The organism is Dyella sp., from assembly GCF_051962475.1.
Lineage (GTDB): Bacteria > Pseudomonadota > Gammaproteobacteria > Xanthomonadales > Rhodanobacteraceae > Dyella_A.
Genome location: NZ_JBQCCF010000031.1, coordinates 18,083 through 32,811 on the forward strand (window position 1 = coordinate 18,083; position 14,729 = coordinate 32,811).

At 67.8% G+C, this 14,729-nt stretch carries 17 protein-coding genes; all 17 read left to right on the forward strand.

Translation table 11 applies throughout. The features are described from left to right. Window positions 1–34 precede the first annotated feature (34 nt). The gene (locus ACTHJF_RS06450; RefSeq protein WP_431636580.1) at window positions 35–1,009 is read left to right on the forward strand and encodes a beta-ketoacyl-ACP synthase III; all 975 of its coding nucleotides are present in this window, start codon (window positions 35–37) and stop codon (window positions 1,007–1,009) included. Between the two features lie 138 nt (window positions 1,010–1,147). Beyond that, a complete protein-coding gene (gene fabD / locus ACTHJF_RS06455; RefSeq protein ID WP_440266394.1) occupies window positions 1,148–2,095 on the forward strand; it encodes an ACP S-malonyltransferase in 948 nt (315 codons plus the stop codon). Window positions 2,096–2,128: 33 nt separating this feature from the next. Continuing rightward, window positions 2,129–2,872 carry a 3-oxoacyl-ACP reductase FabG gene (gene fabG / locus ACTHJF_RS06460; protein WP_440266395.1) on the forward strand — a complete coding sequence of 248 codons (744 nt, stop codon included), beginning with the start codon at window positions 2,129–2,131 and terminating at the stop codon, window positions 2,870–2,872. Window positions 2,873–3,078: 206 nt separating this feature from the next. Beyond that, window positions 3,079–3,318: an acyl carrier protein gene (acpP, locus tag ACTHJF_RS06465; protein ID WP_056003912.1), complete on the forward strand. Its 240-nt coding sequence runs from the start codon at window positions 3,079–3,081 to the stop codon at window positions 3,316–3,318. A gap of 215 nt (window positions 3,319–3,533) precedes the next feature. Further along, on the forward strand, window positions 3,534–4,823 hold the full coding sequence (gene fabF / locus ACTHJF_RS06470) for a beta-ketoacyl-ACP synthase II (protein WP_440266396.1): 1,290 nt from the start codon (window positions 3,534–3,536) through the stop codon (window positions 4,821–4,823). Window positions 4,824–4,831: 8 nt separating this feature from the next. After that, on the forward strand, window positions 4,832–6,181 hold the full coding sequence (locus ACTHJF_RS06475; protein ID WP_440266397.1) for an aminodeoxychorismate synthase component I: 1,350 nt from the start codon (window positions 4,832–4,834) through the stop codon (window positions 6,179–6,181). Beyond that, a complete protein-coding gene (gene pabC / locus ACTHJF_RS06480; RefSeq protein ID WP_440266398.1) occupies window positions 6,181–7,005 on the forward strand; it encodes an aminodeoxychorismate lyase in 825 nt (274 codons plus the stop codon). Before ACTHJF_RS06475 ends, pabC begins: the two co-directional genes overlap by 1 nt. After that, entirely contained in the window at window positions 7,002–8,054 is a 1,053-nt protein-coding gene (gene mltG, locus ACTHJF_RS06485) for an endolytic transglycosylase MltG (protein ID WP_440266399.1), read from the forward strand. Before pabC ends, mltG begins: the two co-directional genes overlap by 4 nt. Then, window positions 8,054–8,686 carry a dTMP kinase gene (tmk, locus tag ACTHJF_RS06490; RefSeq protein ID WP_440266400.1) on the forward strand — a complete coding sequence of 211 codons (633 nt, stop codon included), beginning with the start codon at window positions 8,054–8,056 and terminating at the stop codon, window positions 8,684–8,686. The genes mltG and tmk overlap by 1 nt, the downstream gene beginning before the upstream one ends. Further along, on the forward strand, window positions 8,683–9,618 hold the full coding sequence (gene holB / locus ACTHJF_RS06495; protein ID WP_440266401.1) for a DNA polymerase III subunit delta': 936 nt from the start codon (window positions 8,683–8,685) through the stop codon (window positions 9,616–9,618). Before tmk ends, holB begins: the two co-directional genes overlap by 4 nt. 28 nt (window positions 9,619–9,646) lie before the next feature. Next, window positions 9,647–10,567 carry a PIG-L deacetylase family protein gene (locus ACTHJF_RS06500; RefSeq protein ID WP_440266402.1) on the forward strand — a complete coding sequence of 307 codons (921 nt, stop codon included), beginning with the start codon at window positions 9,647–9,649 and terminating at the stop codon, window positions 10,565–10,567. 88 nt (window positions 10,568–10,655) lie between these two features. After that, window positions 10,656–11,009 carry a PilZ domain-containing protein gene (locus tag ACTHJF_RS06505; RefSeq protein ID WP_431636590.1) on the forward strand — a complete coding sequence of 118 codons (354 nt, stop codon included), beginning with the start codon at window positions 10,656–10,658 and terminating at the stop codon, window positions 11,007–11,009. 257 nt (window positions 11,010–11,266) lie between these two features. Next, entirely contained in the window at window positions 11,267–11,623 is a 357-nt protein-coding gene (locus ACTHJF_RS06510) for an NADH-quinone oxidoreductase subunit A (RefSeq protein WP_404633119.1), read from the forward strand. Continuing rightward, on the forward strand, window positions 11,614–12,171 hold the full coding sequence (locus tag ACTHJF_RS06515; protein ID WP_404633121.1) for a NuoB/complex I 20 kDa subunit family protein: 558 nt from the start codon (window positions 11,614–11,616) through the stop codon (window positions 12,169–12,171). The genes ACTHJF_RS06510 and ACTHJF_RS06515 overlap by 10 nt, the downstream gene beginning before the upstream one ends. A 13-nt stretch (window positions 12,172–12,184) precedes the next feature. Beyond that, complete coding sequence (locus ACTHJF_RS06520; RefSeq protein WP_440266403.1) at window positions 12,185–12,913, forward strand: NADH-quinone oxidoreductase subunit C; 729 nt, start codon at window positions 12,185–12,187, stop codon at window positions 12,911–12,913. A gap of 2 nt (window positions 12,914–12,915) precedes the next feature. Then, the gene (locus ACTHJF_RS06525) at window positions 12,916–14,172 is read left to right on the forward strand and encodes an NADH-quinone oxidoreductase subunit D (protein ID WP_440266404.1); all 1,257 of its coding nucleotides are present in this window, start codon (window positions 12,916–12,918) and stop codon (window positions 14,170–14,172) included. Between the two features lie 19 nt (window positions 14,173–14,191). Continuing rightward, on the forward strand, window positions 14,192–14,719 hold the full coding sequence (gene nuoE / locus ACTHJF_RS06530) for an NADH-quinone oxidoreductase subunit NuoE (RefSeq protein ID WP_431636593.1): 528 nt from the start codon (window positions 14,192–14,194) through the stop codon (window positions 14,717–14,719). Window positions 14,720–14,729: the final 10 nt, after the last annotated feature.

The following is a 14,729-nucleotide window of genomic DNA, read 5'->3' on the forward strand; positions in this document are numbered from 1 at the left end:
GATCGTCCGGACGACCGTGCGAATGGATAGTTGAATGACCCCGATCTTTTCCCGCATCACCGGCACCGGCAGCGCGCTGCCCGACCGCGTCCTGACCAACGCCGATCTGGAAAAGATCGTCGATACCAGTGACGAATGGATCCAGACGCGCACCGGCATCCGCGAGCGCCACGTGGTGGCCGATGGCGAGACCACCGGCGATCTGGCCGTCACGGCGGCGCAGCGTGCGCTGGAAGCGGCGGGGGTCAAGGCCTCCGAGCTAGACCTGATCGTGCTGGGTACGACCACGCCCGACATCATCTTCCCGTCCACCGCGTGCCTGGTGCAGCACCGCCTGGGCGCCAACGGCTGCGCTGCGTTCGACGTCAACGCGGCCTGCTCGGGCTTCATGTATGCGCTGGGCATCGCCGACAAGTTCATCAAGAGCGGGCAGTCGAAGAAGGTGCTGGTGATAGGCGCCGAGACGCTGACCCGCATGGTCGACTGGACCGAGCGCGAAACCTGCGTGCTGTTCGGCGACGGCGCCGGGGCGGTGGTGCTGGAAGCGTCCAGCGAGCCGGGCATCTACGCCACCTGCCTGCACGCCGATGGCGGGCACAAGGAACTGCTGTACAACCCGGTGGGCGTCTCGGTCGGCTTCACCGACGAGCCGAACCACGGCGTGCGCATCCGCATGGCCGGCCGCGAAGTGTTCAAGGTGGCGGTGAAGACGCTCGATTCGCTGGTCGACGAGACGCTGCAGGCCGCCGGCATGCAGGAGTCGGACATCGACTGGCTGATCCCGCACCAGGCCAACCTGCGCATCATCGAGGCCACCGCCAAGCGGCTGAAGATGTCGATGGAGCGGGTAGTGGTCACCGTCGACAAGCACGCCAACACGTCCTCGGGCTCGGTGCCGCTGGCGCTGGACTACGCGGTGCGCTCGGGCAAGGTGCAGCGCGGCCAGACCCTGCTGCTGGAGGCTTTCGGCGGCGGCTTCACCTGGGCGTCGGCGCTGCTGCGCTACTGATCGCTCCGGCCACATGCGTCACCATGGATGCCGCCCCTCGGGGCGGCATCTGCGTTCTACGGCACGAAACGTCGCTATACGGCTGCGTACGCCAGCGATTGCTGGCACCATCGCGGTTTTCCCACCGGGTTTTGCTTCATGACTGCACCTGTCTCCTCGCTGGCCTTCGTGTTCCCGGGCCAGGGCTCCCAGTCGGTCGGCATGCTGGCCGAGCTGGCCGAGCTGCATCCGGAAGTGAAGGCCACGTTCGACGAGGCGTCCGACGGCGCGGGCGTCGACCTGTGGGCGCTCAGCCAGCAGGGGCCGGAACAGCAGCTCAACCGCACCGAATACACCCAGCCGGCACTGCTGGCCGCCAGCGTGGCGGTATGGCGCGTGTGGCGCGCGCAGGGCGGCCCCTTGCCGGCGCAATTGGCGGGCCACAGTTTGGGCGAGTACAGCGCGCTGGTCGCTGCCGAGGCGATCGCGTTGCGCGATGCGGCGCACCTCGTGCGTATTCGCGGGCAGGCCATGCAGGAAGCGGCGCCGGAAGGCTCCGGTGCGATGGCGGCCGTGCTGGGTGCCGAGGACGCCGTGGTCGAGGAGGCCTGTCGTGACGCCTCCGGCGTTCACGTGGTGGTGGCCGCCAACTTCAATTCTCCGGGCCAGGTGGTGATCGGCGGCCATGCCGACGCCGTGGACAAGGCGCTGGCGCTGCTGGCCGAGCGCGGCGTGCGCAAGGCGGTGAAGCTGCCGGTGAGCGTGCCCTCGCACACCCCGCTGATGCGCGAGGCCGCCAACCGGCTGGCCGAGGCGATGACTGCGTATGCCTGGCACACGCCGAAGATTCCGGTGGTGCAGAACGTCGATGCGCGCGTGCATGACGGCGTCGACTCGATCCGCCAGGCGCTGGTCAGCCAGCTCTACCTGCCGGTGCGCTGGAGTGGCTGCGTGCAGGCGCTGGTCGCTGGCGGCGCCACCCGCATTGCCGAGTGCGGCCCCGGCAAGGTGCTGGCCGGGCTGGTCAAGCGGATCGACAAGTCGATCGATACGCGCGCACTGGGCACGCCGGGTGACTTCGAGGCTGCCCGCGCCGAGTGGGTCTGATCCCTCCCGAATTCGAACTGCAAGGACATTCGCATGAACGACATACTCAAGGGTGAGATCGCCCTGATCACCGGCGCGAGCCGCGGCATCGGCGCGGCGATTGCCGACGAACTGGCCGCGATGGGCGCCACCGTGATCGGCACCGCGACCAGCGACAGCGGCGCATCGGCGATCGGCGAGCGGCTAGCCGCGCGCGGTGGCCACGGTCGCAAACTCGACGTGACCGACGGCGCTGCCGTCGATGCGCTGATCGAGGCCATCGGCAAGGAATTCGGCGCTGTCTCGATCCTGGTCAACAACGCCGGTATCACCCGCGACCAGTTGCTGATGCGCATGAAGGACGAAGATTGGCAGGCCATCCTGGACACCAATCTCACTTCGGTCTACCGCACGTCCAAGGCGGTGATGCGCGGCATGATGAAGGCGCGCAAGGGTCGCATCATCTCGATCGCCTCGGTGGTCGGCGTCACCGGCAACCCGGGGCAGGCCAACTACGCCGCCGCCAAGGCAGGCATCATCGCGTTCTCCAAGTCGCTGGCGCGCGAGATCGGTAGCCGCGGCATCACGGTGAACGTGGTGGCGCCGGGTTTCATCGACACCGACATGACGCGCGCGCTCAGCGAAGAACAGCGCAGCGGCCTGCTCGGCCAGATCGCGCTGGGCCATCTGGGCGAGGCGAGCGATATCGCCAAGGCGGTAGGCTTCCTGGCCTCGCCGGCAGCGGCCTACATCACCGGCGAGACACTGCACGTCAACGGCGGCATGTACATGCCCTGATGCCGGCGGCGCACCGCGCCGCCCCTCATTGGGCCAGTTGTCGCCAGCGGACCCGTTTTAGGCGACAATGCGCCCTTCGCGCCGGCCCCGAGGCCTGCGTGGCTCCACCGTCAGCGGGACGTGGACGCCCTCCGGGCACGCGACCGCAGGCTTATGCCGGAACCCGCCGGCGCAGCATAAAAATTTCTCCTTGGGAGGTTTGGTACATGAGCACCATCGAAGAACGCGTCAAGAAAATCGTCATCGAGCAGCTGGGCGTGAAGGAAGATGAGGTCACGGCGAACGCTTCGTTCGTGGACGATCTGGGCGCAGATTCGCTGGACACGGTCGAGCTGGTGATGGCTCTGGAAGAAGAGTTCGAGACCGAGATCCCGGACGAGGAAGCCGAGAAGATCACCACCGTGCAGCAGGCCGTCGACTACATCAAGGCCCACTCCAAGGATTGATCGAGTCGGGAAGCGGTGGACGCTGCATGCGTGCCCCGCTTCCATGGATCCGATAGCGAAAGCTGCGCCACATTGGCGCAGTTTTCGTTTCTGAATTCTGCAACGTCCGATCCCGTATGGTGTGCGCATGCCGCATCCGCCGGATCGCGACGAGCCTGCCGGTGGCAAAGCGCGCCCCGATCGGCGACAAGACGGCATCACGAAGGAACAAGAGCATGAGCAAGCGACGCGTGGTTGTGACCGGCATGGGCATCATCTCGCCGGTCGGCAACGACATTGCCACCGCCTGGAAGAATGTCCTTGAAGGCAACAGCGGCATCGGCCCGGTGACGGCGTTCGACGCCAGCGCCTACGCCACCCGCATCGCCGGTGAAGTGCGCAACTTCGATCCGGTCGCCGCCTATTTCGAAGGCACCGACGTGCCGCCGGACGAGCAGCGCGCGATCGGCAAGGACTTCAAGCGGATGGACCCGTTCATCCACTACGGCATCGTGGCCGGCACGCACGCGCTGCGCCAGTCCGGGCTGGTCGTCACCGATGAGAACGCCGGGCGCATCGGCATCGCCGCTGGCGCTGGCATCGGCGGCCTGCACACGATCGAGTCGACCACGCTCGAGCTGGCCGAGAAGGGCCCGCGCAAGGTGTCGCCGTTCTACGTGCCCAGCTCGATCATCAACATGGTCGCCGGCAACCTGTCGATCTATCACGGCCTGAAGGGGCCGAACATCGCGCTGGTCTCCGCCTGCACCACGGCGGCGCACAACATCGGCATGGCGATGCGCCTGATCCAGTACGGCGATGCCGATGCCATGCTGGCCGGCGGCGCCGAGTTCGCCACCACGCCCACCGCAATGGCCGGTTTCTGCTCGGCCAAGGCAATGTCCACCCGCAACGACGATCCGACGCACGCCAGCCGTCCGTGGGACACCGGTCGTGACGGCTTCCTGCTGTCCAACGGCGCGGGCATGCTGATGCTGGAGGAATACGAATTCGCCAAGGCGCGCGGCGCCAACATCCTGGCCGAGATCATCGGCTTCGGCATGAGCGGCGATGCGTTCCACATCACCGCGCCCAGCGGCGACGGCGCCGAGCTGGCCATGCGCAACGCCCTGCACGACGCTGGCCTGAAGCCGGAAGAGGTGCAGTACGTCAACGCGCACGGCACCTCCACCCCGGTGGGCGATCTGGGCGAGGCCAAGGCCATCCGCAACGTGTTCGGCGAGCACGCCACCAAGAAGGGCCAGTTCGCAGTCAGCTCCACCAAGTCGGCGACCGGTCACCTGCTCGGTGCCGCCGGCGGCGTGGAGGCGATCTTCTCGATCATGGCGCTGCGCGACGGCGTGATGCCGCCCACCATGAACCTGCAGGAAGTCGACCCCGAAGTTGCCGCGTTGGGCATGGACCTGGTGCCGAACAAGGCCGAGCAGGCCAAGCTCGAGGTGGCGATGTCCAACTCGTTCGGCTTTGGTGGTACCAACGGCACGTTGGTCTTCCGTCGCGTCTGAACCCACGAGTGACCTGCCATCGCCGTACCCTGAGCGGCCAGCGCGACCTGCTTGCGCTGGCCGCTGCGTTTCCCGAGCGCTATTGCGGCCTGCTGCAGAGCGTGGTGCATCACACCGCGCAGGCGCGCTACGACATCCTGTTCGTCGCAGTTGACGACAGCCTGCGGCTGGAGCCGGACGGGCAGCTGCGCGACGGAGCTGGCCAAGCGCTGCCGGGCCGTTTTCTCGATGCGCTCGATGCGCGCTGGCAGTCGCTGCGCATGCCGCGCGACGAGCACGACGAGCTGCCGTTTCACGGTGGCTGGCTGCTGTTCCTGAGCTACGAGCTGGCGGGGGAGATCGAGCCGCGGTTGGCGCTCGCCAAGTCCGGTCCGCTGCCGATTGCGCTGGCTCTGCGCTGTCCTGCGGCGGTGATCGTCGATCACCGTCGTGGCGAGACGACGCTGATCGCCGAGCCGGGACATGAAGCCGAACTGGATCGTATCGAGCACGATCTCACTCAGCCCTGCGCCGTGCCGCAGGCACCGCTGCCCGAGCGGATCGACGAGGACGCGCCATCGCTGTTTCTCGATGGCGTGGAACGCATCCACCAGCACCTGCTGGCGGGCGACATCTTCCAGGTGAATCTGTCGCGCGGCTGGCGCGCCCGGTATGCGAATGCGCCCGTGCCGGCCGCGCTTTACCAGGCGTTGAGCCGCGCCAATCCCGCGCCGTTTGCCGGACTGTTGCAGCAACCCGGATGGTCGGTGGTGAGCTCCTCGCCGGAGCGGCTGGTGGAGTCGCGCGGCGGCATCGCGCAAACCCGGCCGATCGCCGGTACTCGTCCCCGTTTGGCCGGGGACGACGAACTGGCGCGCATTCGCGAGCTCAGCGCGCACCCGAAGGAGCGCGCCGAGCACGTGATGCTGATCGACCTGGAGCGCAACGATCTTGGCCGCGTCTGCGTGCCAGGTTCGGTGGAAGTCGACGAGCTGATGGTGGTGGAGAGCTATGCCCACGTGCACCACATCGTGTCGAACGTGCGCGGCCGGCTGCGTCCGGAGGTGACGCCGGGGCAGCTGATCGCCGCGACCTTTCCCGGTGGCACCATCACCGGCTGCCCGAAGGTGCGCTGCATGGAGATCATCGCCGCGCTCGAAGATTCGCCGCGCGGTGCCTACACTGGAGCGCTCGGCTATCTCGACCGCAATGGCGACATGGACCTCAACATCCTCATCCGCACGCTGACCCAGGTTGGCAGCACAGTCAGCCTGCGCGCCGGCGCGGGGATCGTGGCCGATTCGGTGGCCGCGAGCGAGCTCGACGAGACGCGGGCGAAGGCGCGCGGCCTGCTGCGGGCGCTCGGTGTGGCGGGGTGATGGTTGCCCGCGAGCGGGTCAACGGGCGGGCCGCCACCACGGTGTCGGTGCGCGATCGCGGCCTGCTCTACGGCGACGGTCTGTTCGAGACGGTGCGGGTAGTCGCCGGGGTGGCGCCGCTGTGGTCGCGGCACATGGCGCGATTGACCGAGGGCTGTGCGCGCCTCGGCTTGCCGGCCCCGGATACGGCGACGCTGGCCGCCGAGCTGCAGGCCGTGACCGACGGCATGTCCGCGGCGGTGGTACGTATCACGCTGAGCCGCGGCGAGGGTGCGCGGGGTTATGCGCCGCCCGTCGACGTGCAGCCGACCCGCGTCGTGACGGCGTATCCCATGCCTGCGCTGGACCCTCGCCTGGCTTCGGACGGTATCCGGGTGCGCATCTGCGACCTGCGTCTTGCCGATCAGCCCCGGCTGGCCGGCATCAAGCATCTCAACCGGCTGGAACAGGTGCTGGCACGCGCCGAATGGAACGATCCGGAGATCACCGAAGGTCTGTTGCTGGATGCAGTCGGCCGCGTGGTGTGCGCGACCATGGCGAACGTCTTTGCGGTGATCGACGGGACGCTGGTCACGCCCGCGCTCGAGCGCTGCGGCGTGGCGGGCGTGGCGCGGGCCGAAGTGCTGGCGACGCGACCGGGCGCGCAGGTGTGTGACGTGCGCCTGGATGAGCTGCTCGCGGCAAGCGAGCTCTTCCTCACGTCGAGCGTCCGCGGCATCCTGCCAGTTCAGGCCGTCGGGGATAAGGTCTTCCGTCCCGGTCCGGTAACGCGCGCGCTGCAGAAGCATTGGCGCCCCCTGGGTTTTTCGTTGGAGCAGGCATGAGTCGTGCGGGCAAGAGTGGTCATGGCATATGGGGTGGTGCGCGCTGGCGCATGCTGATCGTGGTGCTGCTGCTGGCCGCAGCGGGGGCCGCCGGCTGGCTCTGGCATGACTTGGATCGCTTCAGCCGCACGCCGCTGCAGGTGCGCGCGTCTGGCCAGTCGATCGATATCGCCAAAGGCAGCGGTTTCAAGCAGATCGTGGCGCAGCTGCGCGAGCAGGGCTTCAGCGCCGCTTCGCCGCTGTACTGGCGCGCACTGGCCGAGCGGATGCAGGTAGCGGGCAAGCTGCACGCGGGTGAGTACGCGTTGCCGCAAGGCATCACGCCGCGCGCGCTGCTTGAGGCCATGGCCAGCGGCCGCGTGCTGCAGCACGACTTCACCATCGTCGACGGCTGGACCTTCGCCGAGCTGCGCGCCGCGCTCGACCAGGCCGGCAAGCTGCAGCACCTCACCACCGGTTTGGACAACGCCGCGCTGATGCGCAAGATCGGCGCGCCGGGCGAGGCGCCGGAAGGGCGTTTTCTGCCGGAAACCTATGCCTACGTGAAAGGCGACAGCGACGTCGATGTGCTCAAGCGCGCTTATGCGGCCATGCACAAGACACTCGATGCGCTGTGGCCCGGCCGCGATGTCGACCTGCCGCTGGCCACGCCTTACGACGCGCTGATCCTCGCTTCCATCGTGGAAAAGGAAACCGGCCGCGCCGACGAGCGCAAGCGGATCGCCGGCGTGTTCGTGCGCCGGCTGGAGAACCACATGCTGCTGCAGACCGACCCCAGCGTGATCTACGGCATGGGGGCGAGCTACGCGGGCAACATCCGGCGCAGCGACCTCACCACCGATACGCCCTACAACACGTATACCCGCGCGGGCCTGCCGCCCACGCCGATCGCGCTGCCAGGCAAGCCGGCGATCGAGGCGGCGCTGCATCCGGCGCCCGGCAAGGACCTCTACTTCGTAGCGCGCGGCGATGGCACCCACGTGTTCGCCAGCACGCTGGCCGAGCACAACCACAACGTCGCCTGCTACCAGCTCAAGCGGTGCCAGTGATGACGCGCGGTCGGTTCATCAGTCTCGAAGGCGGTGAAGGCGCGGGCAAGAGCACCCTGCTGGCCGGCCTGCGCGATCACCTGGCGGAGCAGGGCCTCGATCTGCTGCAGACGCGCGAACCCGGCGGCACGCCGCTGGGCGAATCGCTGCGGCGGATTCTGCTGGACCCCTCCATGCGCGGCATGAGCGCAGAGAGCGAGCTGCTGCTGATGTTCGCCTCACGCGCTCAGCTGGTACGCGAGCGCATCGCGCCGGCGCTGGCGGCCGGGCAGTGGGTGCTGTGCGACCGCTTCGCCGATGCCAGTTATGCCTACCAGGGCGGCGGCCGCGGCCAGCCGATGGAGCGCATCGCGGCGCTGGAGGCCTGGGCCTGTGCGGGCACCGCGCCGGATCTCACCTTGCTGCTGGATCTGCCCGTGGCCGATGGGCGCATGCGCGCCGCAGGTCGTGGCGACGTCGATCGCATCGAGGCAGAAGCGGACGCATTTTTCGAGCGCGTACGCGCGGTCTACCGCGCACGCGCGCAGGCCGAGCCGCAGCGCTTCCGGGTGATCGACGCCAGCGGCACGCCGGCGCAGGTGCTGGCGGCGGCGATCGCTGCGCTGGCGCCACTGCTGGAGGGTGCGGCATGAGCGTCATGCCCTGGCAGGACGAACACTGGGCGCGGCTGCAGGCGCGCCGTGCGCGCGGCGCACTGCCGCATGCGCTGCTGGTTTGCGGTCCGGAGGGCCTGGGCAAGCGCGCGTTTGCCGAACGCTTCGTGCGAGGACTGCTGTGTCTGGAGCCCGTGGGCGGCGAGGCGTGTGGCCATTGCCGCAGCTGCGCGTTGCAGGTTGCAGGCACCCATCCGGACCGCGTCACGCTGAGCTATGGCTTGCGCAAGGACGGCGTGCAGCGTAGCGAGATCGTGATCGATCAGATCCGCGAACTTTCGGCGCGGCTGGCCATGTCCAGCCAGTTCGGCGGCTGGCAGGTCGCTACCATCGATCCGGCCGATGCGCTCAACGGGGCGGCTGCCAACGCCTTGCTCAAGACGCTGGAGGAACCCGCGGCGCAGACCATGCTGGTGCTGGTGGCCGACGCGCCGTGGCGCTTGCCGCAGACCATTCGCTCCCGCTGCCAGCGCATCGAGTTCCATCTACCGGCCGCGGACCAGGCGCTGGCGTGGCTCCAGGCGCAGGGGGTACCTGATGCCGCGGCGGCACTGGGCGCCGCTGGCGGCAATCCTGGGCTGGCCCAGCGCTGGGTGCAGGAGGGTGCGCTCGATCGCCGCCACGAGGTACGCAAGGATCTGGCGGGGCTCGCCGCAGGCCGCGGTGAGGCGATGGACGTGGTGCGGCGCTGGCTGGACAGCGAGCCGGCGCAGCGTGTCTGGTTCGCCGCCCAGGCGGTGGCCGAGGAGGCGAAGGCGAAGCTGTCGGGCGTCACCGGGCCGCTGGCCAGTTCGCTCGAGCCGGCTCAGCTGGCCGACTGGTACGCCACGGCCAATCGTGCGCGCGAGTCGCTGCGTGGCCCGCTGCGCGGCGATCTGACCCTGCTGGAGCTGCTGGCCCGCTGGCGCTGAGCGCCCGCCCCGCCAGCCCGCCGCGCCCATGCTGCAGTCCCTTTCCGCCCGCACGCGCCTGCTGGTGGTGGCGCCGCACCCCGACGACGAAACGCTGGCCGCCGGGCTGCTGATCCAGCATGTGCTCGCTGCCGGCGGCACGACTCACGTGCTGCTGTTGAGCGATGGCGACAACAACCCGTGGCCGCAACGCTGGCTGGAGCGGCGCGTACTCATTCGCGGCGCCGACCGCCTGCGCTGGGCGACGCGCCGGCGCGACGAATTCCGCGCGGCGATGCGCTGCCTCGGCTTGGCCGACGAGGCGTGCACCGCGCTGGGCTGGGCCGATCAGGGACTGACCCGGCGCGTGCAGCAGCAGCTTCCCGCATCGTTGGTCGCGCTTCGCGCAGTGCTCGACACATTCGAGCCGACGGTGGTGGCGATGCCGGCGCTGCAGGACCGCCACCCCGATCATTCCGCCGCCCACGTTTTGCTTCGATTGGCGATGCAGGGCCGCGGCGCGCCTCCCGACGTCTGGCTGTATCAGGTGCACGGACCGCCGCTTGATGGCGACGATGCGTTCGTGCTGCCGGCCGACGAAACGATGCAGTCGCGCAAGCGCGCGGCGCTGGCGTGTCACGCCAGCCAGCTCGCTCTGAGTGCCGGCCGCATGGCGCGGCTGGCCGAGCGGCCCGAGCGCTATCTTCCGCTGCAGCCGGCGACCGCCCGGTCACTTCTGCCGTGGCAGCCACCGCGTCTGACCTGGCCCTGGCTCACGCTCACCGTGGCCGACACCGCAGGGGCGGGTGCCTGGCCGTGGTCACGAGCGCCGTGGGTGCAGGCAGGGCAGGGCTACGCGTTGACGGCGCCCGCATCCGACGCGGGCGATCCGCGGTTCGCCAAGCTGCAGGCGCGGCTGCCGTCGCCGTGGATCTTCGACCACTGGGGCTGGTGCGAACTGGCGCACTGAACGGGTGGCTGCATGCTTTGCGCACGGCGGCAGCGGTCGTTACGATGCGTCATCCATTCCGCGTGGGAGTGGTCCGCCAGGAGCAGGCATGAATCCGGTCGTCGCCCGCCAGGGCATCATCTCGCTGAAGATCAAGGACATTCCGTCGCTCTACAGCGCGTACATGCCGTTCCTCAAGAACGGTGGCCTGTTCGCGGCCACCACGCAGCGCTACGCGCTGGGCGACGAGGTGGTGCTGCTGATCAGCCTGATCGACGAGAGCGAGCGCATGTCGGTGGCCGGCAAGGTGGTGTGGATCAGCCCGGTCGGCGCCCAGGGCAACCGGCCCGCCGGCATCGGCGTGCATTTCAACGAATCGGGCGACGGCGAGGTGGCGCGCCAGCGCATCGAGAACCTGCTCGCCGGCATGACCGCCTCGGACCGCCCGACCAGCACGATGTGACGCCGGCGAAAAGCGCGCACGCCTTTTTCATGGCGATGCACGGTCATCTGCGCGCCCGAATACTTGTCGTGTCACCTGCCGGCACTGATACAATAGCGTGATCCCCGAACCAGATCGTGGCTGGTTGGACGCCTGCGATGGATCGTGGGTGATCGTGATGGAGCCTTCTGCGGCCATCGCTTTTCGCTGAAGCCACTTCCCGGACCGTCTTCCTCACGGTCACTGATGCGCCCGCGGGCGCGGAGGTACGTTGCATCGTGCTCGCCGAATACTGGCCCATCCTGCTGTTCATCGGCGTCGCCACCGGCCTCGGCCTGGTGCTGCTCGCCATCGGTCTGCTCGCCGGTCCGCGCCGGCCCGAAGCGGAAAAGCTTGCGCCCTACGAGTGCGGCTTTGAGGCGTTCGAGGACGCCCGCATGCGCTTCGACGTGCGCTACTACCTGCTGGCCATCCTCTTCATCATCTTCGATCTGGAAATCGCCTTCCTGTTTCCGTGGGCGGTGGTGTTCCAGTCGATCGGCCTCACCGCGCTGATCGAGATGGCGTTGTTCCTGCTGCTGCTGGTGATCGGCTTCGCCTACGTCTGGAAGAAGGGAGCACTGGAATGGGAGTGATGTCTTCCCTCGACCGGGTGATGCACAACCCGCAGCCGCTGAACCTGGTCGACGACATTCTTCGTCCGGCCGGCGACAACCCGATCGTGCAGCGCGGCTTTGCCACCACCTCGGTCGACGCGCTGATGAACTGGGCGCGCACTGGCTCGATGTGGCCGATGACCTTCGGTCTGGCCTGCTGTGCAGTGGAGATGATGCACGCCGGCGCCGCGCGTCTGGATCTGGACCGCTACGGCGTGATCTTCCGCCCGAGCCCGCGCCAGAGCGACGTGATGATCGTCGCCGGCACCCTGGTCAACAAGATGGCTCCGGCGCTGCGCAAGGTCTACGACCAGATGCCCGATCCGAAGTGGGTGATCTCGATGGGCAGCTGCGCCAACGGCGGCGGCTACTACCACTACTCCTACTCGGTGGTGCGCGGCTGCGATCGCATCGTGCCGGTGGACATCTACGTGCCGGGCTGCCCGCCTACGGCCGAGGCGCTGATCCACGGCATTCTGCAACTGCAGAAGAAGATCCGCCGCACCAGCACCATCGCGCGTTCCTGAAGGCGCTTGCCCCATGACTGATACGCAAGACACCTCGCTCGCCGGACGCCTCACGGCCCGTTTCGGCGACATGCTCTCGATCAGCGTCGTGCGCCGCGAAGTGACCGCTGAGGTCCGCGCCGCCGACCTGCTGGCGGTGGCCACCGCGCTGCGCGACGAGCCCTCGTTCCGCTTCAGCGAGCTGATCGACCTGTGCGGCATCGACTACCTCGGCTACGGTCAGACCGAGTGGGACACCAACACGGCTGGCGGCGAAGGCTTCTCGCGCGGTGTGGAAGGCGAGGCGGTCGGCCGCTTCAGCTGGGCCAGCCGGCCGCATCCGGAGCGCAACCCGCGTCGCTTTGCTGCGGTGATCCACCTGCTGTCGATCGAACACAACCTGCGCCTGCGCCTGCGCGTGTTCGCCGAGGACGATACGTTGCCGGTGGTGCCCTCGCTCACCGGCGTCTGGGCGGGCGTGAACTGGTTCGAGCGCGAGGCGTTCGACATGTACGGCATTCTGTTCGAGGGGCACCCGGACCTGCGCCGCATCCTCACCGACTACGGCTTCGTCGGCCATCCGTTCCGCAAGGACTTCCCGCTGATCGGCAACGTCGAAGTGCGCTACGACGCCGAACAGAAACGTGTGATCTACGAACCGGTATCGATCGAGCCGCGTGTGCTGGTGCCGCGCACCATCCGCGACGACGCCGACCTGATCCAGGCCAAGGCCGAGGCCGCCGACCACTGGCGGGAGAACTGAGAATGGCCCAGGAAATCCGCAACTACACGATGAACTTCGGCCCGCAGCATCCCGCTGCGCACGGCGTGCTGCGCCTGGTGCTGGAGATGGACGGCGAGACGATCGTGCGCGCCGATCCGCACGTGGGCCTGCTGCATCGTGGCACCGAGAAGCTGGCCGAGTCCAAGCCGTTCAACCAGTCGATCGGCTACATGGACCGCCTCGACTACGTGTCGATGATGTGCAACGAGCACGCCTACGTGCGCGCCATCGAGACCCTGCTGGGCATCGAGGCGCCGGAGCGGGCGCAGTACATCCGCACCATGTTCGACGAGATCACCCGCATCCTGAACCACCTGATGTGGATCGGCTCGAACGCGCTCGACCTCGGCGCGATGGCAGTGTTCCTGTATGCGTTCCGCGAGCGCGAAGAGCTGATGGACTGCTACGAGGCGGTCTCCGGCGCGCGCATGCATGCCACCTATTACCGCCCCGGCGGCGTCTACCGCGACCTGCCGGCGCAGATGCCGCAGTACCGTGAGTCGCCCTGGCACAAGGGCGCCGACCTCAAGCGCCTGAACAGCTGGCGCGAAGGCTCCATGCTCGACTTCCTCGACGCGTTCACCGCGGACTTCCCGTCCAAGGTCGACGAGTACGAGGAGCTGCTCACCAACAACCGCATCTGGAAGCAGCGCACCGTCGGCATCGGCGTGATCAGCCCGGAGCTGGCCCAGCAGTGGGGCATGACCGGCGCGATGCTGCGCGGCTCGGGTGTGGCGTGGGACCTGCGCAAGAAGCAGCCGTACGCCAAGTACGCGCAGATGGACTTCGACATCCCGGTCGGCGTCAACGGCGACTGCTACGACCGTTACCTGGTGCGCGTGGAAGAGATGCGCCAGTCCAATCGCATCATCAAGCATTGCGTGGACTGGCTGCGTGCCAATCCGGGCCCGGTGATGCTGAAGAACTTCAAGGTTGCGCCGCCCTCTCGCGAAGAGATGAAGGAGGACATGGAAGCCCTCATCCATCACTTCAAGCTGTTCACCGAAGGCTATGGCGTGCCGGCTGGAGAGACCTATTGCGCGGTCGAGGCGCCCAAGGGCGAGTTCGGCTGCTACCTGGTCTCCGACGGTGCGAACAAGCCGTTCCGCGTGCATCTGCGTGCGCCGGGCTTTGCGCACCTTTCGTCGATCGATCCCATCGTGAGCGGCCACATGCTGGCCGACGTGGTGGCGATGATCGGTACCTACGACCTCGTGTTCGGCGAAGTCGATCGCTGAGCCGGAGGAAAAGATTCCCATGAAAGCCACCGGACATTACGACCAGGTCAGGAACGTCGACCCGCTCGTCGTACTCAACGACCACACCCGCCATCACATCGATGCGTGGGTGGCGAAGTTTCCGCCGGACCGCAAGCGCTCGGCGCTGATCCAGGCGCTGTTCGCCGCGCAGGAGCAGAACCACGGCTACCTCACCGACGAGCTGATCACCGCCGTGGCGAAGTACCTCGAGCTGCCGGCCGTGTGGGCCTACGAGGTGGCGAGCTTCTACTCGATGCTCGAGACCAAGCCGGTGGGCCGCAACAACGTGGCAATCTGCACCAACATCTCGTGCTGGCTCAACGGCGCCGAGGACCTGGTGCGGCACTGCGAGGAAAAGCTCGGTATCAAGCTGGGCGAAAGCACGCCGGACGGGCGCGTCTACCTGAAGAAGGAAGAGGAATGCATCGCTGCGTGCGTGCGCGCGCCGGCGATGACCGTCAACGGCCACTATCACGAGTTTCTGACGATCGAGAAGGTCGACCAGATCCTCGACGGGCTCAAGTGAGGCATCGGTA